The sequence below is a fragment of the Pontibacter sp. SGAir0037 genome (genome assembly GCF_005491705.1).
In the GTDB taxonomy this organism is placed as follows: domain Bacteria; phylum Bacteroidota; class Bacteroidia; order Cytophagales; family Hymenobacteraceae; genus Pontibacter.
The window spans coordinates 3,635,573-3,655,428 of the sequence record NZ_CP028092.1; the positions used below are offsets into that span (position 1 = coordinate 3,635,573).

Annotated in this window: 17 protein-coding genes and 1 pseudogene; 5 read left to right on the forward strand and 13 right to left on the reverse strand. The window is 44.4% G+C overall.

Annotated features, from left to right (window positions below; all coding sequences use genetic code 11):
- Window positions 1-210: 210 nt before the first annotated feature.
- The 3 genes from C1N53_RS14890 to C1N53_RS14900 all read right to left on the reverse strand — a co-directional run bounded on the left by C1N53_RS14890 (window position 211) and on the right by C1N53_RS14900 (window position 3,504).
- Complete coding sequence (locus C1N53_RS14890; RefSeq protein ID WP_137760063.1) at window positions 211-897, reverse strand: OmpA family protein; 687 nt, start codon at window positions 895-897, stop codon at window positions 211-213.
- Between the two features lie 345 nt (window positions 898-1,242).
- Window positions 1,243-2,148, reverse strand: coding sequence for an acetyl-CoA carboxylase, carboxyltransferase subunit beta (gene accD / locus C1N53_RS14895; protein WP_137761519.1), 906 nt, complete (start codon window positions 2,146-2,148; stop codon window positions 1,243-1,245).
- 297 nt (window positions 2,149-2,445) lie between these two features.
- Window positions 2,446-3,504: a class I fructose-bisphosphate aldolase gene (locus tag C1N53_RS14900; protein WP_137760064.1), complete on the reverse strand. Its 1,059-nt coding sequence runs from the start codon at window positions 3,502-3,504 to the stop codon at window positions 2,446-2,448.
- Between the two features lie 226 nt (window positions 3,505-3,730).
- Between C1N53_RS14900 and C1N53_RS14905 the strand changes: the two genes are divergently transcribed.
- The gene (locus tag C1N53_RS14905) at window positions 3,731-4,378 is read left to right on the forward strand and encodes a DUF4136 domain-containing protein (RefSeq protein WP_137760065.1); all 648 of its coding nucleotides are present in this window, start codon (window positions 3,731-3,733) and stop codon (window positions 4,376-4,378) included.
- A gap of 56 nt (window positions 4,379-4,434) precedes the next feature.
- Here C1N53_RS14905 and C1N53_RS14910 read toward each other — a convergent pair whose 3' ends face one another.
- From C1N53_RS14910 to cmk, 4 genes are all read right to left on the reverse strand, one after another.
- Window positions 4,435-5,244, reverse strand: coding sequence for an alpha/beta fold hydrolase (locus tag C1N53_RS14910; RefSeq protein ID WP_137760066.1), 810 nt, complete (start codon window positions 5,242-5,244; stop codon window positions 4,435-4,437).
- Between the two features lie 107 nt (window positions 5,245-5,351).
- Window positions 5,352-5,894: a DUF502 domain-containing protein gene (locus C1N53_RS14915; RefSeq protein WP_137760067.1), complete on the reverse strand. Its 543-nt coding sequence runs from the start codon at window positions 5,892-5,894 to the stop codon at window positions 5,352-5,354.
- 77 nt (window positions 5,895-5,971) lie between these two features.
- On the reverse strand, window positions 5,972-6,862 hold the full coding sequence (locus C1N53_RS14920; RefSeq protein ID WP_137760068.1) for a 4-hydroxy-3-methylbut-2-enyl diphosphate reductase: 891 nt from the start codon (window positions 6,860-6,862) through the stop codon (window positions 5,972-5,974).
- Between the two features lie 8 nt (window positions 6,863-6,870).
- Window positions 6,871-7,578 (reverse strand): (d)CMP kinase, encoded by a 708-nt coding sequence (gene cmk / locus C1N53_RS14925; protein ID WP_137760069.1) that lies wholly within the window; start codon window positions 7,576-7,578, stop codon window positions 6,871-6,873.
- 260 nt (window positions 7,579-7,838) lie between these two features.
- Between cmk and ade the strand changes: the two genes are divergently transcribed.
- Both ade and C1N53_RS14935 read left to right on the forward strand, forming a co-directional pair.
- The gene (gene ade, locus C1N53_RS14930) at window positions 7,839-9,470 is read left to right on the forward strand and encodes an adenine deaminase (protein ID WP_137760070.1); all 1,632 of its coding nucleotides are present in this window, start codon (window positions 7,839-7,841) and stop codon (window positions 9,468-9,470) included.
- Window positions 9,471-9,725: 255 nt separating this feature from the next.
- Window positions 9,726-10,571: a sulfite exporter TauE/SafE family protein gene (locus tag C1N53_RS14935; RefSeq protein ID WP_137760071.1), complete on the forward strand. Its 846-nt coding sequence runs from the start codon at window positions 9,726-9,728 to the stop codon at window positions 10,569-10,571.
- A gap of 102 nt (window positions 10,572-10,673) precedes the next feature.
- Here C1N53_RS14935 and C1N53_RS14940 read toward each other — a convergent pair whose 3' ends face one another.
- The gene (locus tag C1N53_RS14940) at window positions 10,674-11,111 is read right to left on the reverse strand and encodes a response regulator (RefSeq protein ID WP_137760072.1); all 438 of its coding nucleotides are present in this window, start codon (window positions 11,109-11,111) and stop codon (window positions 10,674-10,676) included.
- 428 nt (window positions 11,112-11,539) lie between these two features.
- Window positions 11,540-12,520: pseudogene (locus C1N53_RS14945) on the reverse strand (PLP-dependent cysteine synthase family protein); the annotation flags it as partial.
- A gap of 248 nt (window positions 12,521-12,768) precedes the next feature.
- Between C1N53_RS14945 and sucD the strand changes: the two are divergent.
- A complete protein-coding gene (gene sucD, locus C1N53_RS14950) occupies window positions 12,769-13,659 on the forward strand; it encodes a succinate--CoA ligase subunit alpha (protein ID WP_137760074.1) in 891 nt (296 codons plus the stop codon).
- Between the two features lie 130 nt (window positions 13,660-13,789).
- Here sucD and C1N53_RS14955 read toward each other — a convergent pair whose 3' ends face one another.
- Complete coding sequence (locus tag C1N53_RS14955; protein WP_137760075.1) at window positions 13,790-14,734, reverse strand: hydrogen peroxide-inducible genes activator; 945 nt, start codon at window positions 14,732-14,734, stop codon at window positions 13,790-13,792.
- 183 nt (window positions 14,735-14,917) lie between these two features.
- Between C1N53_RS14955 and C1N53_RS14960 the strand changes: the two genes are divergently transcribed.
- Window positions 14,918-15,391: a Dps family protein gene (locus C1N53_RS14960; RefSeq protein ID WP_137760076.1), complete on the forward strand. Its 474-nt coding sequence runs from the start codon at window positions 14,918-14,920 to the stop codon at window positions 15,389-15,391.
- 275 nt (window positions 15,392-15,666) lie between these two features.
- Here the strand turns inward: C1N53_RS14960 and C1N53_RS14965 are convergent, their stop codons facing one another.
- The 3 genes from C1N53_RS14965 to rny form a co-directional block, all read right to left on the reverse strand.
- Window positions 15,667-16,917, reverse strand: coding sequence for a glutamate-5-semialdehyde dehydrogenase (locus C1N53_RS14965; protein ID WP_137760077.1), 1,251 nt, complete (start codon window positions 16,915-16,917; stop codon window positions 15,667-15,669).
- A 112-nt stretch (window positions 16,918-17,029) separates the two neighbouring features.
- Complete coding sequence (gene proB, locus C1N53_RS14970; protein WP_137760078.1) at window positions 17,030-18,118, reverse strand: glutamate 5-kinase; 1,089 nt, start codon at window positions 18,116-18,118, stop codon at window positions 17,030-17,032.
- Window positions 18,119-18,267: 149 nt separating this feature from the next.
- Window positions 18,268-19,833 (reverse strand): ribonuclease Y, encoded by a 1,566-nt coding sequence (gene rny / locus C1N53_RS14975; RefSeq protein ID WP_137760079.1) that lies wholly within the window; start codon window positions 19,831-19,833, stop codon window positions 18,268-18,270.
- Window positions 19,834-19,856: the final 23 nt, after the last annotated feature.

A 19,856-nucleotide genomic window follows, 5' to 3' on the forward strand; every position in this document is an offset into this window, starting at 1 on the left:
GCTCGGCGTTTGGCAATATTGCCTTAAAAGTATAGGATAAACATTATATTAGTAATACATCATACTTTAACGGACACGCCTCTGAGCGGGTTTTTAAACCATTTTTTATTCTTATCCATTCTTTAATAAGTATAATGAGCTGTACAATAAAAAAGCCCGCCAGATAACTGGCAGGCTCTCTTTTCATACAATAATATACGCTGATTTAAATTATTTCAGCTCACCACGTTCAGCGGCTTGTTTCAGTTGCTCATTAGCTACAATGATAATTTCTACCCGACGGTTTTTCTGACGACCTTCGGCAGTTGTGTTATCTGCAATTGGCTGGTCGTAGCTATAACCTTTAGACTGCAAGCGGCTTGACTCCACACCTAAGCTACGGGCAAAAGCTGCCACAGACTCTGCACGGCGCTCTGAAAGGCGTTGGTTCAGATCGTAGCTACCAGTATTATCGGTATGTCCTTCTATGATTACGTTCGTACCCTGATACTCTTTTAAGGTACGTGCTAACTTCTCAATGTCTTTTTTTGCATTTGCGCTCAGATCGGCAGAGTTAACAGCGAACAGAATACCTGAATCGAAATTAACGCGGATGCCCTCACCAACACGCTCTACTGTAGCATTCTCCATGCTCTTTTCAAGCTCCTCGGCCTGTTTATCCATTCTGCGCCCGATAACAGCACCCGTTGCACCACCTACAGCGGCACCAATAATAGCGCCAGCAGCTGTGTTACCCATTCTGTTACCAATAATACCGCCTAATACAGCACCGCCACCTGCACCAATCACACCACCTTTAGTAGTTTTGTTCATGCCGGAACCGCCATTGCCGGCAGTTGATGTGTCAGTACCGTTTCCGGCAGCCGGGCGTAAAGACTGGCAAGAAGTTGCTAACATAACTACTGCCAATAAAAGGGTGAAAGAAAGTCTAACGAGTTTCATAAAGTTGATTTTAGTTTTCCAGTTTTATTATAGTAGCAAACTGTTTTGTTTGCCTTTCTATTGTGTCCTATTACAATACTGATGCCAAATTTAGTAAACAGTTGTGCTCAGTATGCTCAAAGCTCGCCTTTCAGGCAGCAAAACATCTTATTCTGTTGATTCTGAAGAGTATTTTTTTGTAGTTGGTGAAGCTGGTAAGTAAAAGCTATACTTTAGATTGATAGAGTGGCTGCAGAATACGCTAAAGCAAAAAGGGCCTGCTGAAAACAACAGGCCCCTTTTGCTTTAATTAAGCTTTATTTAAGAAGCTTTTGCCGTCTTCTCTTCATTTGCTTCAACAGAACGAGGGGCTTCTTTTGCTTCAGGCATAATCATCAGCAAAAGATCACTCAGTTTTTGCTTCAGCTCTTTACGATCAACTATAAAGTCGAGGAAACCGTGCTCCAGTACAAATTCTGCACTCTGAAATCCTTTAGGAAGGTCTTTACCTATAGTTTCTTTGATAACTCTGGGGCCTGCAAAACCGATAAGGGCACCAGGCTCTGCAATGTTAAAATCACCCAGCATAGCATAAGAAGCCGTTACACCTCCTGTCGTCGGATCGGTCAGCAGGGAGATATAAGGCAGTTTCTCTTCTGCAAGCAAGGCAAGCTTGGCAGAGGTTTTAGCCATTTGCATCAGCGAGAAACCAGCTTCCATCATGCGTGCTCCCCCTGATTTGGAAATCATCATGAAAGGCTTTCTGTTCTGGCGGGCATGGTCTATGGCACGGGCAATTTTCTCACCTACCACAGATCCCATCGATCCGCCTATGTAGGCAAAATCCATACAGGCGATAACAAGATCCTGCCCGTTAATCTTTCCGTAAGCTGTGCGCACAGCGTCTTTTAAACCTGTTGCTTTTTGTGTTGCAACAACACGTTGCGGATAGGGCTTGGAATCCACAAACTCCAGTGGGTCAGAAGATGTCATGTTCTCATCCAGCTCTACAAACTGGTTATCGTCGAACAGAATGCTGAAATACTCTGCAGAACCAATACGGTCGTGGTGGTTGCATTGTACGCAAGTTGCTAAGTTCTTGCGGTGCTCTGCCATGCTGGTAACAGCTTTACAATTAGGGCACTTGTACCACAAACCATCGGGTGTTTCTTTCTTCTCTTCTGTCGGTGTGTGTATCCCTTTTTCTACTCTTTTAAACCAAGGCATCATAAGTTATAAGATATAGTGCTTTTGCACTTTTTAGATATATGCTGTTCAATAAAACCTGGCGCCGAAGCAAATTAAATCAATTGCAGTATCCGGCCTTTACTAATAGCCTTTCTTTAAAGCAAAGCCCTGATCTGTAAATCACTGGCAATCAACAATTATTTGTAGCAACAGTTTAAAACCTGCTGTTTTTCTGTTTCAGCATCTCCTGCAAAGGAAATAAATTTCCGGCTTCTACAGAGGCTACCTGCAAAGCGGGCTGTAAAATTATTTAATTTTAACGAGTTTAACTATAGCTTATGCCAATGTTATTTCTTTTGACAGATAAACATCCTGCACCATGTTCAGAAGTTCTATTCCTGCTTTAAAATCCCGCTGAAATGCCCGTCGGCCTAATATCAGCCCCATACCACCGGCACGTTTATTTATAACAGCGGTGCGCACTGCCTCCTCCAGGTCTGTTTCACCCTGTGATGCTCCACCGGAATTGATAAGGCCGGCACGCCCCATATAGCAGTTCGCCACCTGGTAACGGCATAAATCTATAGGATGATCTGTGCTAAGCGCTGTATACATTCTCTCGTCTGATTTGGAAAAGTTGATTGCGGTAAATCCACCATTGCTCTCAGGTAGCTTTTGCTTGATGATGTCTGCCTGTATGGTAACGCCAATATGATTGGCCTGCCCTGTTATATCTGCAGCTGTATGATAATCTTTCCCATCCTTTTTAAAGGCACTATTGCGGGTGTAGCACCACAGAATGGTAGCAAGCCCCAGCTCATGCGCTCTTTCAAAAGCTGCCGATACTTCCATTATCTGCCGGGTAGATTCTTCAGATCCAAAATAAATAGTGGCTCCCACGGCCGTCGCACCTAAATTCCAGGCATCATCTACCGAGCCAAACATAATCTGATCATACTTGGTCGGATATGTCAGAAGCTCATTGTGGTTGATCTTTACAATAAATGAAATTTTATGCGCATATTTTCTGGACAGCATTGCCAAACCACCAAAAGTAGTGGCAACGGCATTACAACCACCTTCTATGGCCAGTTTCAGAATGTTTTCGGGATCGAAGTAGATAGGATTAGAGGCAAACGATGCACCGGCTGTATGCTCTATGCCTTGGTCTACAGGCAGAATAGAAATGTAGCCTGTGCCACCTAACCTGCCATGGCTGTATAACTGCTGCAGGTTTCGCAATACCTGCGGATTACGGTTGGAATTAACAAAGATCCGGTCTACAAAATCAGGCCCTGGTATATGCAGTACATCTTTGGAAAAGGTTTTACTTTCATGCTGCAACAGGCTGTCCGCATCAGATCCTAACAGCGAAATAATTTTGTCGTAAGCCATAAGAGAAGTTATTTGTGGTGGTTTAACTTTTATCCTTTCTGAACATAATGAGATTGTGAAGGTTACAGGCAATCAGCAACTTCTGAATACTCTCTTACTGTTAAAAGGTTGTTCTTTATCAGCAGCTTGTGCTGTTCAGATCTGTCAGGCGCCGCTTCCTGTGGATTTAGTATCTAAATCCGGAATACTCCGTTAATTTCTATAGTATCAACTTAAACTTAAACGGATGACAAGCATACCTATAAATAAACTTACGCTAAGCTTCATTGTTATGCTGATTGGCATAATGAGTTGCTCCCCATCGACACAATTAACAGGCTCCTGGAAAAGCCCGGAAGCTACTCAGAAACACTACGGGAAAGTAATTGTGGCTGCCCTTACAGATAATGTGCGGGCAAGGCAAACTGTTGAGAATGACTTACAGGCACAGCTGGCGGAACGAGGTATATCCGCCACAAAGAGTATCGACATTTTCCCGCCTGCTCTGATGCGTGATAGCGGCTCAAATGCTGATGGCCTGCTTCAGAAAATACAGGGAGATGGCTACGATGCTATTTTAACCGCCGCACTAGTAGATGAAGAAACTGAAACGCGCTATGTTCCGGGCAACCAGGGGTATGCCCCTATGCGATTTGGCTGGTATGGCAGCTTCAGGGGCTATTACGCTAACTGGGCTCCAACCTTCTATGATCCGGGCTACTATAGAGAAGACAAAGTGTACTTTCTGGAATCTAACCTGTACGATGCCGAAAACGACAGGCTTTTATGGTCGGCCCAATCCAGATCGTACAACCCCGGCAACCTGGAGCGTTTTTCCAGAAAATTTGCGGAATTAACTGTTACCACAATGCGGGAACAGGACTTGATAGACTAAGGCCACAGTAAAATATAGATGACAAGCGGCTGCCTTGCAAGGCGGCCGCTTGTCGTTTAAGGCATAGCCTGCTTTTGCTGGTGCAGCATATGAGCCACCTCCTGCAGCAGATGCGAGTGACCTGTTTTAAGTGTATACAGCTTACCATTTTTAAGAGACTTCATAAACACGCCTACTCTTTTAGCGGCTATTACCTGGTCGTATTCTCCCAGAAACATGGCAACCGGAATATTATACGTGTTTAAAAGGTATACAATATGTCGTATATCAAAGCTGAGCTCTCTTAGCCCTACCCAGCTGCGGTACACGCGCAGTCTTTTAGGTGTGCTGTCCATCTGGTTTCTGGCGAAACGCACCAACCCTTTCTGCACAAGCTTGTACTTCCGGAGCACTCTAAGTAGCTTAAAAAATGGTTCTGGCTGTACTACAGTGCGCTTGAACAGTTGCTGCATCCAGCCTGGGTAGGTGGCAATATTGTACCAGAAGCTGGTTTGTATGCCGTCCGGCGCTATCAGAAAAGTCTCCTGCATCCGTTCCGGAAATTTTTCTATCAGCGTAAGGGCAAATTTACCGCCCATGCTAAAGCCCATAACTGAAAACTTAGCTATATGCTCACTGGTTAAAAACTGCCTTATAATTTCCTCCAGCACCTCTTTGGTTAGGGGAGTATGCACTTTGTGTAGCCGGCTGTTGCCATGGAAGAAAAGATCGAAGGCGTATATCGTATATTCTTCCCCTAATGCCTGCTCCATGGGCCGATAGTACGTGCTGCTCTGCCCATACCCATGGAAGGCCAGCAGAATTTTGCTTCCCCGGCCTATCACCTGGTAGTATAGTTTACTTTTCTGATGATGTACGTAGGGCATTGAAGCGGTTTAACTATGTTTAATAATCAGCTCGGCTTTGAATTATTCGGCATACATACTATTAAGTTGCATTACTCTCCTTATAGTCAAAAAGGAAGCTTTGGCTACTAAAGTTTAGATACGCCGCCAGAAACAACAAACTTCATCACCTCGCTGCTTGGCAGATCAAGGTAAACTACATTTTTGGCTGGCACCAGGAAGAGTTCTCCAGAGAAATTATACGAGTGCGGGAAGTAAACTGCAACCTTATCTTCTAAATGAATGCTGGTTAGCTGATCCTGTGTCAGGAAGCCGAGTTTGTAGTTATCGGTCTCTTCGCTCATCTTTACCATCACAGGGCGGTTAAACTTTTGATTATCTCCTACAAAGGCATCAAACAGGTCTTTTATGCTGGAGTAGACAATGCCAATGAGCGGTACTTTATGAAACACCCTCTCGGTAAGCACCAGAAAAGGCTTTACCAGGAAAGAAGAGCTTAAGAACCCGACAATGGTAAGCATTATAACCATGAGCAGAATACCCAAGCCGGGCACGCCCAGGTCGAACATGGTATCCAGCCAATCTATAATGGCTACCACAATCCAAATTGTAATGGTAATAGGAGCTATAATAAGCAGACCATTGATAAAATAGCTGAATAAGCGCTTCATGTTGGAGGTTAAGAAAAAGGCCCTGCAATTGCAGGGCCTAAATTAGTAAAATCATTTATATTATGTTAGCACATATATCATGCCACAGCAGCATCTAAAGCATTAATTCTGGCAGCTACTTGCTGCATAAGCCACATAGGCGTAGAAGTAGCACCGCATATACCCACTGAAGCGGCCTGCGCAAACCACTCTTCCTCCAGCTCTTCTTCATTTTCTACAAAAAAGCTGTTCGGGTTGTGTTGCTTGCAAACACTGAACAAAGCTTTGCCATTAGAGCTTTTCTTGCCGCTTACAAATATAATTACATCGTGCTCTACCGAAAACTTGGCCAGTTGAGGCTCCCTGTTCGATACCTGGCGGCAAATACTGTCATTAGCGTCAAATTCCGGCACCACCCCTCCCTGATTCGCCTCTTTCAAACGCTCTTCTATCAGCGATTTGATATGGTAAAATCCTTTGGTGCTCTTGGTGGTCTGGCTAAACAAGGTAACTGGCCGGGAGAAGTCTATCTTATCCAGATCTTCCTCTGTTGTAACGATAATGGCCTCATCGCCTGTCTGCCCAACCAAACCAATAACCTCGGCATGCCCAACCTGGCCGTAAATCACGATTTGTCCGTTGTCTTTTTTATTAGAATCGTAGGCATGCTTTACACGGTTCTGCAGCTTCAGCACTACCGGACAAGAGGCATCTATCAGTTCAATATTATTCTCTAGAGCAGTTTTATAGGTTTCAGGCGGTTCTCCGTGTGCTCTGATTAGCACTTTGCAATCGCGCAGGTTTTTAAGTTGCTCACGATCTATGATCCGAAGGCCTTTCTCATAAAGCCGCTTTACCTCCATGCTGTTGTGTACTATATCGCCCAGGCAGTAAAGCTCCTCACAGGTTTCCATTTCATCCTCTGCCATCTGAATAGCAAACTCAACGCCAAAACAATAGCCTGAGTTTTTGTCTATGGTTACGTTCATATTTTTCGTTAACCTCTTTCTTCAACAGATTGCTCTGTATTTATAATAGTGGATGCCACTGTATTTAAAACAAACTCCACCTGCTCATCAATGGTCATGTGAGATGTATCGAGCAGATGTGCATCTTCGGCCTGGCGCAGCGGGCTTTCCTCTCTGGTAGAGTCGATCAGGTCGCGTTTTTGCAGGTTCTCCCTGATCTCATTTAAATTCACCAGTTGTTTTTTATCCAACAGCTCCTGCTGACGGCGCATGGCACGCGTTTCTACATCGGCACTCATAAAGATCTTTACTTCCGCATCCGGAAAAACAGCGGTGCCTATATCGCGCCCATCCATAACAACACCGCGCTTCTTGCCCATTTTCTGTTGCTGTGCCACCATAGCGCGGCGCACCTCCTTTACAACGCTCACCTCGCTTACCTGGTTCGAGATATACATCTTCCGGATTTCGTCCTCTACATTTAACCCGTTTAAGAACACTTCGTTTCTTTTTGATTTAGGGTTATAATGAAAGGTGATGTCGATATTATCGAGTGCATCCCGAACCTCTTTCGGATTGGTTAATGAAACATGTTGCTGAAGAAAATACAGGGTAACCGCTCTGTACATGGCTCCTGTGTCTATATATGCATATCCAAGTTCTGCAGCCACCAGCTTTGCAGTAGTACTTTTACCGCATGAGGAGTAGCCGTCGATAGCGATCACGATCTTCTTCATAATAAGTAAATAGGAAATTAATTAGAATCGCAAGGGCAAGGAGTTTTGCCGCGTTTGCTCTTCTTCATGTAAGCTGCCGTCTTTTTTTGCTGAGGTGTTTTAGCGGTACAACCGGCTAAAGAGCCAGCCGATAAAAAACTTGCCAATACCAAATATGAAATTATCTTTCTCAAAACGACTAAATTTGATGCAAATATAAATTAATTTACGGGTAAGAGCTCCACATCCGGGCGATTTATCATAACAAACCACCATAAAGTATGCAGACAGACTTTGCCGTTAGTGGCCGCATCATCGATATCCACAACCAGGAAATCTTTGAAGGTACGGTTCAAGTTTCAAACGGAAGGATAAAAAAAATAGTTCGTGAGGCTACCGATGCTACTCATTATATTTTACCGGGCTTTGTAGATGCCCACGTGCATGTAGAAAGCTCTATGCTGGTGCCAAGAGAATTTGCCAGGCTGGCTGTGGTACACGGTACGGTGGCTACCGTTTCCGACCCGCACGAAATCGGGAATGTGCTTGGCCTGAAAGGCGTTGAGTATATGGTAGAGAACGGCAAAGAAGTGCCTTTTAAGTTTTACTTCGGCGCCCCTTCCTGTGTGCCGGCCACACCTTTCGAGACTGCAGGTGCTGAAATTACCGCAGCCGATATAGAGCAGCTTTTTAAGCGCGACGAAATAAAGTACCTGGCCGAGATGATGAACTGGCCCGGAGCACTCAACCGCGATCCTTCTGTAATGGAGAAAATAGAACTGGCCAGGCGGTATAACAAAGCTGTAGACGGGCATGCACCAGGTTTACGCGGCGAGCAGGCTGCCCAGTATGCCTCCGCTGGCATCACCACCGACCACGAATGCTTTACAGCAGACGAGGCACTGGACAAGCTGGCAGCAGGCATGAAAATTTTGATACGCGAGGGAAGTGCCGCTAAAAACTTTGAAGCACTCATCGGCTTACTTCCTTTGTACCCGAATGAAATGATGTTCTGTTCCGACGATAAACACCCCGATAACCTGGTGGAGGGGCATATTAATTTGCTGGTAAAGCGTGCCTTAAGCAAAGGCCATAACCTGTTCCAGGTGTTGCAGGCGGCATGCGTTAACCCTGTGCAGCACTACAAACTGGAAGTGGGCTTACTGCGTGAAAATGATGCTGCTGATTTTATCCTGGCTGATAATCTGGATAACTTTAATGTACAGGCTACTTACATTAACGGCGAGTTAGTAGCTGCAAATGGCGCTACCAGAATTGCATTCGGCCATAGCGAAGAAATTAACAACTTTCACACAGCGCCTAAACAGCCTGCACAGTTTCAGGTTTTAGCAGAAGAAGCAAACAGGATAAGGGTAATAGAAGCATTTGACGGGCAACTGATTACCAAAGAAGCCTGGGCAGCGCCAAAGGTAGAGAGCGGCAATATTGTGTCGGACACGTTGCAGGACGTATTAAAGATAACGGTAGTTAACCGCTACCAGAACACAGCCCCTGCCGTTGCTTTTATAAAGAATACAGGGCTACAGCGTGGAGCTATTGCCTCCTCCGTAGGGCACGACTCCCATAATATTATTGCTGTTGGTGTAGATGATGAAAGTATCGCCAGGGCAGTAAACCTGATTATTGAAGCCAAAGGAGGTGTATCGGCTATTGACGGAGAACAGGAACAACTGCTGCCCTTACCCGTAGCAGGCATTATGTCGGCTGCAGATGGCTATAAAGTTGCAGAAGCTTATTCTGCCATTGATAAAATGAGTAAGGAAATGGGCAGCAAACTGGTTTCGCCATTCATGACACTCTCATTCATGGCTCTTCTGGTGATTCCATCTCTCAAGCTAAGCGATAAAGGCTTGTTTAACGGTGATACGTTTGAGTTCGTACCAGTATATTAATGTGCTAATTAGTTAATGTGTTAATTTGCTAATGTGGAAATCTAGAAATTTATGAACGAGAAGATAACGTTCAAGTGGTAGCTACTTCTTTAGACTTTAAGAAAACACTATACCTTTTTGAAGCCATTAGGAATGATAAAGAATATATAAAAAAGATGGTCCCAATTTTCTAATCATCAATATTTCAATTTTTACATCTTCCTATCTCCACATTAGCACATTAACTCATTAGCACATTAACTCATTAATAATCTTTTGGAAGGAATCCTGATATTTCTGGTAGGTATAATAGTAAGCGCTTTCGGTACGATCATCGGGTTTGGAGGGGGCGTATTTATGGTACCTATTCTGATTATCTTTTTCCGGTTTAACATTGAAACGGCCATTGGCACTACTATGTCGGCTATGGTACCGGGAGCTATAGTGGCATCTTTGTTTAATTTCCGCGACAAAAGCATCGATTATCTAGTGGGTACGCTTATCCAGCTTCCGGCTGTGGCTGGGACCATAGTAGGTGCTTTCCTGGTTGCCTCCCTGCCGGTATCGGAACTACAATTAGCTTTTGCGCTCTTTGTGCTTGCAGTAGGCATCTATATGTTTTCTTCCAGAAGCCAGAAAGTAAGGGTGCGCCATACAGGCATTATGTACCGGATGCGGCGTGCTCCCACTTCCTTTATCAGGAAAAACAAAGCCAAGCAGATGGCTTACCGTCTTAATGCCGGGTTGGTAACTATTTTCGGATTTGGATCGGGCGTTATGGCCGGGCTGTTTGGCATTGGAGGCGGGTTCATTCAAACTCCTATCATGATCAAGCTCTTCCGAATCCCTTACCAGATTGCCACTTCAACTTCTCTTTTTATATTGGTTATTACCAGTTGTACGGGACTGTTGAGCCACTACCTGCTCGGCAATGTGCACTGGAATCGTAGCCTGCCTTTGATTGCTGGCTTTGCTTTAGGGGCACTGGCAGGTAACCTTTTTAAGAAGAACAGACCTCCCATTCAGAATATCGAAAAACTGATCGGGATAGGTTTGTTTCTGGCAGGTATAGGTGTTATCCTGAACCTGATTATAAAAGCTAACTTCGGTTTCTCTTTCTGATTGCCGTTCAAGCGCACCAGGCATGCTGTATAAATGAAAGAGAGCAGGCGTAAAGCTTCTGCCTCACTACCTGCTCTCTTCTGATAGCCTCCCTCTGTTCGATTATGCTTCTTCTGGTTTATCTTTAAAGTATTTATCCAGCAGCGCACTTACTTTCTCAACCGTAAGCGGCTTTGTTATATACTCGGCTACATACTTTTTGGCACTCTCTGTATCCTGCGGGTGCGTAGAAGTGGTAAGCACTGTCATAATAATCCTGCTGCGGAATTCCTTGCCTAACCTTTCATACAAATCAAGCATTTCAAACCCGTCCATTACAGGCATATTGATATCCAGAAATATTAGTTCCGGCTGAAAATATTCTTTACTGGTACGCTCGTAATTATTATTACTTACATTGTATAAGTAATCGAAAGCCTGCTTACCATTCACGAAAGTGCGTATATTATCTGTCACCTGCATCCTGTCGAGCAGGCGCTGGTTTAGAAAATTAGTAGTATCATCATCATCAATGAGTAATACACCCGTTAGTTTTTTCATTCTGATAATTTAGCTCAAATTCTTCCTGATGTTTACACGGAAAAAGACTGATGAAGTTTAACCTTAGTTTAATTTAAACTTCACATTGCAGTAACTTGAAAAACAGATTGCAAGATCCCTGCATATGATGTATTCCGTTGCTAAACGCACTGCTACTTTGTGTCGTGTATACCTTCACATGTACACCTATTTCTTAGCGGCTAATTGCAAAACTAGATAATCTTAGGCAATAATGGTATACTTAATTTAAAACTGGTAGTCTGGCAGCTACACGAAAAGTGCAATAATCATCTTCAATATACAAGAAAAACCTTTTTTTAACTATAAGTGCAAATCTTAAGAAAATAAAAAAAGTAATTATTAATAAACAAAAAAGAAGCCCAAACTGAGTTTAGGCTTCTTTAAATACCAGGCTCGTTTTAAGCTTAGTCTATATATCCCTGCGATCGCATCCAGTCGTCGTTATAGATTTTGGCCAGATAACGGGTGCCATGGTCAGGTAACAGCACTACCAGCACATCCTTCTCCGTAAGATGTTCTTTGGCGTATTCCAACGCTCCGTACACAGCTGTCCCGGCAGACCAGCCCACGAACAAACCTTCTTCTTTCGCCAGCCTCCTGGTCATTAAAGCGCCATCTTTATCAGTTACTTTAATGAACTGGTCTATCAGGTCGAAGTCTACGTTCTTCGGCAGGATATCTTCACCTATACCTTCTGTGGCATACGGATAAATTTCTTTCTCATCGAAAATGCCTGTTTCTTTATACTTCTTAAAGACAGAGCCATAGGTATCAATACCAACAGTAATCAGGCCTGGGTTCTGCTCCTTCAGGTATTTGGAAATACCCGATACCGTTCCGCCTGTTCCTACACCTGTCACAAAATGAGTTATCTGACCTGCTGTCTGCTCCCATATCTCAGGACCGGTACTTTCGTAGTGGGCTGCCGTGTTTGACAAGTTGTCGTATTGGTTCGGGTAAAATGAATTAGGGATTTCTTCGTTCAGGCGTTTTGCCACAGAATAGTAAGAATCAGGGTGTGTCGGCGCTACATTGGTAGGGCAAACCATGACCTCGGCCCCTACCGATTTCAGTATATTTATCTTCTCCTGGCTCTGCTTATCCGACATCGTAAAAATACACCTGTAGCCTTTGGCAATTGCTGCCAGGGCAAGCCCCATACCAGTATTACCGGATGTCCCTTCTATAATGGTGCCTCCCGGTTTAAGTATGCCCGCTTTCTCAGCATCTTCAATCATTCTGATAGCCATACGATCTTTAACCGAGTTTCCAGGGTTAAAGTATTCTACTTTAGCCAATACCGTAGCTTTAACGCCTTCTGTCACTTTGTTTAATTTAACTAAAGGCGTGTTACCGATTGCTTCGGTTATACTGTTAAGATACTTCATCTGAATGCTTGTTGTGGTCGCGTGCAAAGGTATAAAATTTAAATTGTTATTAATGACTGGCTACTCGCTTATCAGCTTTTACGCAAGAGCGGTGTAATTATCAATTTAAACAACCATTTATAATTGAGTGTAGTTCCTAATGAGAGGCTACATAAGATGCAAGTATTTTTTTGCATGCCCCACAAAAAAGCCTATTTTTGCACAACCTTATAGTTAGACCGTCTATACATCAACTAAATAAGATACACATGAGTGTTTTAGTAAATAAAGATTCTAAAGTGATCGTGCAGGGCTTCACTGGTACTGAAGGTTCTTTCCACGCACAGCAAATGATTGAGTACGGCACAAACGTAGTAGGTGGCGTAACTCCGGGTAAAGGAGGTTCTACTCACTTAGACCGTCCTGTTTTTAACACAGTTGCTGATGCTGTTAAAGAGACTGGCGCTGATGTAACTATCATCTTCGTTCCACCAGCTTTCGCTGCCGATGCCATTATGGAAGCTGCTGATGCCGGCATAAAAGTGATAGTGGCTATTACAGAAGGTATTCCTGTAAAAGACATGGTACAGGCGAAGAACTACCTTAAAAATAAAGCTGTAACGCTGATTGGTCCTAACTGCCCGGGTGTCATTACGCCAGGTGAAGCGAAAGTTGGTATCATGCCAGGCTTCGTTTTCAAACCAGGCCGCATTGGCATCGTTTCTAAATCTGGTACGCTTACTTATGAAGCTGCCGACCAAATTGTAAAAGCTGGCTTAGGCATTTCTACTGCAATAGGTATCGGTGGTGACCCGATTATCGGAACTCCTACTAAGAATGCAGTAGAACTGTTGATGGAAGACCCTGAAACAGATGCAATAGTAATGATCGGTGAGATTGGTGGTAACTACGAAGCAATGGCTTCTAAATACATCCAGGAAACTGGCAACAAGAAACCAGTAGTAGGTTTTATAGCCGGACAAACTGCTCCTGCTGGTCGTCGTATGGGCCATGCTGGTGCTATTGTGGGTGGTGCTGACGATACAGCTGCTGCTAAAATGAAAATCATGCGTGAGTGTGGCATTAACGTAGTAGAGTCTCCGGCTGAAATCGGCGACGCGATGGTAAAGGCTTTACAGGAAGCTGGTATTTCTGCGTAAGCAGGGCTCACATTTATAATAAACAGCGGCGGGCTACCTGGATCAGGTAGCCCGCCGCTGTTTTATGGGCAGAAACTTGTTTACAGGAGACGCAACTCAAGATTTTCATCCTGTTATTTTCAGTTGCTTTCTATTTTATCTCCACAACCGCTTCTTTCTCCCGTTCCCTCACTTGCTTGGGCAGGGCAGCCACAATTTCTTTATGCAGTGCCTCGATCAGCTTCTTTTTAAGGAAGCTGCGGTGCACCACCAGGCTAACCTCCCGTAGTGGCTGCGGCTCTTCAAATATCCGCACCAACTGGCGCTTGTCTTCCGGCATATCCAGTACCGATAGCTCAGGCAGCAGCGTGTACCCATGTTGTGTTTCCACAATCCTTTTAAGTGTTTCCAACGAACCGCTCTTATAGTCGAAATGCCCGCCAGAGGCAGCGATAGAATTAACGCCCCGGTTGCAGATATTGAGCACCTGGCTCCTGAAACAATGGCCTTCGTTCAGCACCCACATCTCATCCAGGCTCAAATCCTGGGGAGAGATTGTATTCCTGTTTGCCAGCGGATGCTCCGGGTGTACATAAGCCACAAAACTTTCGTAGAACATCGGGAGCTCTTTAATACTTTTATCCTCCAAAGGTGTTACCAGCAGCCCTACATCCAGCAGTTCATGGTTCAGCTTTTCTACAATCTGGTTGGTAAGCATCTCCTGCACCACAACCCGCACCTGCGGGTACTTCTGAATGAAACCTGTTATAAAAAGAGGTATCAGGTAAGGGGCTAAGGTAGGAATAACGCCTATACGAAGTTCCCCTGCCAGATCCTGCTTCTGATTCTGCACAATCTCCTGTAGCTTTTTAGACTCTGCCACCACAATACGAGCCTGGGCAATAACCTCTTTCCCAATTTCGGTAGGGCGCACAGGCACTCTGCTTCTGTCGAATAGTTGCACGCCAAGTTCTTCTTCTAATTTCTGAAGCTGCATGCTTAATGTTGGCTGCGTTACGAAGCAATGATCTGCCGCTGTGGCAAAATGTCGGTGCGTGTCCACTGCCAATAAGTACTCAAGCTGCACAAGTGTCATATAGCAATAATTAAGAATATATATTTTTTAATAAACTGAAAGCAACAAAATGATTGAATCCGCCTCATTCTTCAAAGTTATAGATTATAACTATAAAGTCATAAGCAAAATCAATTTGAATGATACCCCTTTTAGCATGACATTTGTATATACAGATAACGACATCGAAACAAAAAAACAACTATGGAAAAACTAACTAAGATTGGATTAGAGAAAGAGGATAGCCGGCAAGTGGCTGCAAAGTTAAATGAGCTTCTGGCCAATTATCATATATATTATCAGAACCTGCGTGGCTTTCATTGGAATATAAAAGGTATTTATTTCTTTCAGTTGCACGCCAAGTTCGAAGAGCTTTATAATAATGCATTAACTAAGATTGATGCCATTGCCGAACGTATTCTGACAATTGGGCAGCAGCCGCTACATACTTTCTCTGACTATACACGTGTATCTAGTGTCAGAGAAACAGCAAATGTTAGCGATGGCAAAGAGGCAGTAGCTGCCACAGCCGAAGGTCTTCGCACATTGCTGGGGCTGGAGCGTGAGATATTAACACTGGCTTCTGAGACCGGCGACGAAGGTACGGTTGGCCTTATCAGCGAAGATATCAACGAGAACGAAAAAACACTCTGGATGCTGAACGCATTTTTGAGCTAAGATTTTTGAGACACAAGTATTAAGACACAGCAGATAAGACTTCCCCCTAATGCAGAAACTGCATCTAAAGGTCGGAACAGAAGCATGATATTATTCTATACTTTTGAAAGTCATATGTCTTACATCCTATGTCCTGTGTCTTTAATTAGAATTATTTATGAGACAGTAGAAAGAGAAATATCCGTTTATAAAGCTCAAACGTCTCACCCAAAATTGTCAAGACAACTTAATTATATATAGGAAAGCGCCTGCAGTTTCTGCAGGCGTTTTTTTGTTTAAGCAGGCCTTACTTGTCCGTTGCCTTTTACCAACCATTTGTAGCTGGTTAGCTCTTCCAGCCCCATAGGGCCTCGGGCATGCAGCTTTTGGGTGCTAATCCCTATCTCTGCTCCCAATCCAAACTGAGCTCCATCGGTAAAGGCTGTGGAAGCGTTGGCATACACAGCAGCTGCATCCACCTTATTCAGGAATATACTGATGTGCTCTTCGCTTTCTGACACGATGGCTTCGCTGTGTTTCGAGCTGTAAGTGGCAATGTGATTTATGGCTGCCTCCAGGTCACTTACAATTTTTACGGCCATTCTCATAGAAAGAAATTCAGTACCAAAATGCGCTTCGGTTGCCTGCTTTAAGAGCTCCTGCGGATACTTTCCTTCCAGTACTGCATAGGCAAATTCATCGGCATAGATTTCTACACCGGCTTCGGCCAGAGGGGCGGCCAACACAGGCAGGTCTTGTATTCTTTCCTGGTGTAATAGCAGGCAATCCAAGGCATTACACACACTTACGCGGCGTGTTTTCGCATTATGCACTATCGCTTTGGCTTTATCCAGGTCAGCGGTTTCATCTACGTACGTATGTACAATGCCTGCTCCTGTTTCAATAACAGGCACTTTTGCCTGCTGCCTTACATAGTTGATCAATTGCTGGCTTCCCCTAGGTATCAAAACATCTACATAACCAACAGCCTGTAGTAAAGCCTCTGTCGCAGTTCTGTCAGGTGGCAGCAAGGTGGCTACAGCGGTATTTATACCATGCCTGGCTAATACCTGGTGTATGACCGAAACAATGGCCTGGTTCGAAAAAGAAGCATCGCTGCCGCCTTTCAAAATGCAGGCGTTACCTGTTTTAAAACAAAGAGAGAAGACATCGAATGTCACGTTTGGCCTTGCCTCGTAAATAACACCAACTACCCCCATCGGCACCCGCACTTTTGATAGCTGTAATCCATTCGGCATCTCCCTTTGCACCAGTACCTCCCTTAGGGGAGAAGCCAGCGCAGCTACATTTCGTATATCTCCTGCAATAGCCTTAATGCGTTGTTCTGTGAGCTTCAGTCGGTCGTACTTCGGATCATCGGGGCGCATGCGCTCCAGGTCTTTCCTGTTCTCTTCCAGCAGAGTAGGAATTTGCTCTTCTGCAGCCTCTGCCACATCCAACAAAATAGCAGAAACAGCTTCTTCACTTAAAGCAGTTAACTGTCTGCTGGCTTTCTGCGTTTGCTCAAAAATTGCTTGTAATGCCATGGTTGTTCTGCTTTCTTAACTACAGTAGCTTATCATATATAATCTATTGCTATTCGATTCACGCTGCTTTAGAGTGTTATTTCTGGTTTTTATTTTGGCACAGCACCAGGTACTAGTGCAATTCAGGGTTCAGGAACAGGTAGTCGTAGTGCACTAACTCCTTCTGGTTCTTCTGCCCGATGCGCTCCGATGCTTTATCAGAGCTGTATTCTGCCATGCCAATACCTACTTGTTTTCCGGCATCATCTATTATTTTAATTAAATCGCCTTTCTGGAAAGTACCTGTCACCTTTAAAATACCTACAGGTAACAGGCTTGTAGCTTTAGCTGAAGTCAGGGCAGCTCTGGCACCTTCGTTTATCTGCACTACACCGTTAGCATAGCTTTCGGAGTGGGCAATCCACTTTTTCTTGCCAGAAGCGTTCTTCTTCGGAATAAACCTGGTGTTGATTACCTCCTCCTGTAAAAGCTGTGGCAGAATGTTATCTGTTTTACCATTCGCGATATGTACGGCTATACCTAATTGAGCCACCTTATGCGCCATGTGACATTTCGTAACCATGCCGCCTCTGCCGAACTGCGAACGTTGCGTGGTTATAAAAGATGAGAAACCTGTGGTGGTATGGTCTATCTCCTGAATCACTTCTGAAGCCGCATCTTTTGGATCGCCGTTGTAAATGCCGTTAATATTCGAAAGTATAAGTAGGGCATCGGCATTCAGCATAGAAGCAATTAGGCCTGCCAGTTCGTCGTTGTCGGTAAACATGAGTTCTGTAACTGAAATCACATCGTTTTCATTTACAACGGGTATAATGTTGTTCTGCAGCAGGATATGGAAACAGTTTTTCATGTTGAGGTAGTGCATCCTGTCCCGGAAATCTTCTTTTGTAACCAGCACCTGCGCACATACCAGCTCATGCTGCCCAAACAATTCTGAATAGGTATTGATCAGCTTTACCTGTCCCACTGCTGCCAGCAGCTGCCGTGTGGCTACGGCATCAAACTTCTCCGATACCTTTACCAGGCTTCTGCCCGAAGCCACTGCTCCCGACGACACCACAATCACCTCCCGCCCTTGTTTTTTCAGTGCTGCTATCTGGTCCACTAAGTGCTGTATGCGGCTGTAATCAGGCATGCCATCTGCCTGCGCCAATACATTTGAGCCGATCTTAATTACAATTCTTTTATAAGGTAGTGCCATGGTATTTGCCGATGAGTTGCTAATCCAGCACCAGCTACTTCATCATTTCTTTAAATTTCAAGACCTAATGTTAAAAAGGTTATAGCAGAAAACAAAACGGCCTGCTATTTTCATAGCAGGCCGTTTAACCTTAATTAATATCAACTTCCTTATTTGGCATAGCTGATGGCTCTCATCTCACGGATAACACAGATCTTGATCTGGCCAGGATACTGCATCTCTTTTTCGATTTTCTGTGAGATATCAAATGATAGTTGGGCTGCTTTCTCATCGGTTACATTGTCGGCATCTACCATTACACGTAATTCGCGACCTGCTTGTATGGCGTAGCACTGGTTTACACCATCAAACGAAACAGCTGCTTCTTCTAAATCTTTCAGGCGCTTGATATACGACTCCATTATTTCGCGGCGTGCACCTGGTCTTGAACCAGAAATAGCATCACAGGCCTGAATGAGAGGAGAAATCATAGCGGTCATTTCCACTTCGTCGTGGTGAGCACCGATGGCATTGCAAACATCCGGATGCTCTTTGTATTTTTTCGCCAGTTCCATACCAATAATGGCGTGTGGCAACTCAGGTTCTTCTGTAGTTACTTTTCCAATATCGTGTAACAGGCCGGCACGTTTAGCATGTTTTACATTCAGCCCAAGCTCTGCCGCCATGGTAGCACAAAGGTTCGCCACCTCGCGCGAGTGCTGCAGCAGGTTCTGACCGTAAGAAGAGCGGAAACGCATACGACCTACCATCTTGATCAGTTCCGGGTGTAGCCCGTGTATACCTAAATCTATGGCAGTGCGCTCTCCGATTTCCACAATTTCTTCGTCGATGTTTTTACGGGTTTTGGCCACCACTTCCTCAATACGGGCCGGGTGAATACGCCCATCGGCTACCAGGCGGTGCAACGATAAACGTGCTACCTCGCGGCGAACCGGATCAAAACCAGAGATAATGATAGCCTCTGGCGTATCGTCTACAATAATTTCAACACCGGTAGCCGCCTCTAAAGCACGGATGTTACGGCCTTCACGACCAATAATCTTACCTTTGATGTCGTCGCTCTCTATGTTGAAAACGGAAACACAGTTTTCGATGGCATGCTCAGCAGCAGTACGCTGAATGGTTTCCACCACGATCTTTTTAGCTTCTTTGGTTGCGGTAAGTTTGGCCTGAGCTACAATGTCTTTTACATAAGAAGAGGCATGCGACTGAGCTTCGCTTTTCAGGGCTTCCACTAATTGCTCACGGGCTTCAGCAGCTGTTAAACCGGCAATGCGCTCTAACTGTGCCACCACTTCATTGTGCTGGTGCTCTACTTCTTCTTTGCGCTTTTTAAGGCCTTCCAATTGCTGGGTAAGCGTTTCTTTTTCTTTATCCAGTTCTGTTTCGCGGCGCTTGGTTTGCTCCATTTGCTTGGCAACATGCTGCTCACGCTGCTTTACCTTATTTTCATTCTGGATAATGATGTTTTTCTTCTTGTTTACCTCTTCCTCAAACTCTGATTTAAGGCGAAGATATTTTTCTTTTGCTTCGAGAATACGGTCTTTTTTAAGACTTTCAGCACTGAGTTCAGCTTCGCGTACAATAGATTTCGCTTTCAGACGTGCAGCTTCCTCCTGCTGCTTATAAAGCTTAAGCAGCATCACCCGTCCTATGTAAACGCCCACACCGAGCGCCACTATAGCGGTTAATAAAATGTAAAGAATATTGGGCATAACTATAAGCTTTTATGGTTGAT

Bases quoted from the DNA above. Each gene is read 5' to 3' on its own strand.
- C1N53_RS14890 (WP_137760063.1), bottom strand. From the start codon at position 897: ATGTTAGCAACTTCTTGCCAGTCTTTACGCCCGGCTGCCGGAAACGGT.
- accD (WP_137761519.1), bottom strand. From the start codon at position 2,148: ATGCCTTGGTTTAAAAGAGTAGAAAAAGGGATACACACACCGACAGAA.
- C1N53_RS14900 (WP_137760064.1), bottom strand. From the start codon at position 3,504: ATGGCTTACGACAAAATTATTTCGCTGTTAGGATCTGATGCGGACAGC.
- C1N53_RS14905 (WP_137760065.1), top strand. From the start codon at position 3,731: ATGACAAGCATACCTATAAATAAACTTACGCTAAGCTTCATTGTTATG.
- C1N53_RS14910 (WP_137760066.1), bottom strand. From the start codon at position 5,244: ATGCCCTACGTACATCATCAGAAAAGTAAACTATACTACCAGGTGATA.
- C1N53_RS14915 (WP_137760067.1), bottom strand. From the start codon at position 5,894: ATGAAGCGCTTATTCAGCTATTTTATCAATGGTCTGCTTATTATAGCT.
- C1N53_RS14920 (WP_137760068.1), bottom strand. From the start codon at position 6,862: ATGAACGTAACCATAGACAAAAACTCAGGCTATTGTTTTGGCGTTGAG.
- cmk (WP_137760069.1), bottom strand. From the start codon at position 7,578: ATGAAGAAGATCGTGATCGCTATCGACGGCTACTCCTCATGCGGTAAA.
- ade (WP_137760070.1), top strand. From the start codon at position 7,839: ATGCAGACAGACTTTGCCGTTAGTGGCCGCATCATCGATATCCACAAC.
- C1N53_RS14940 (WP_137760072.1), bottom strand. From the start codon at position 11,111: ATGAAAAAACTAACGGGTGTATTACTCATTGATGATGATGATACTACT.
- sucD (WP_137760074.1), top strand. From the start codon at position 12,769: ATGAGTGTTTTAGTAAATAAAGATTCTAAAGTGATCGTGCAGGGCTTC.
- C1N53_RS14955 (WP_137760075.1), bottom strand. From the start codon at position 14,734: ATGACACTTGTGCAGCTTGAGTACTTATTGGCAGTGGACACGCACCGA.
- C1N53_RS14960 (WP_137760076.1), top strand. From the start codon at position 14,918: ATGGAAAAACTAACTAAGATTGGATTAGAGAAAGAGGATAGCCGGCAA.
- C1N53_RS14965 (WP_137760077.1), bottom strand. From the start codon at position 16,917: ATGGCATTACAAGCAATTTTTGAGCAAACGCAGAAAGCCAGCAGACAG.
- proB (WP_137760078.1), bottom strand. From the start codon at position 18,118: ATGGCACTACCTTATAAAAGAATTGTAATTAAGATCGGCTCAAATGTA.
- rny (WP_137760079.1), bottom strand. From the start codon at position 19,833: ATGCCCAATATTCTTTACATTTTATTAACCGCTATAGTGGCGCTCGGT.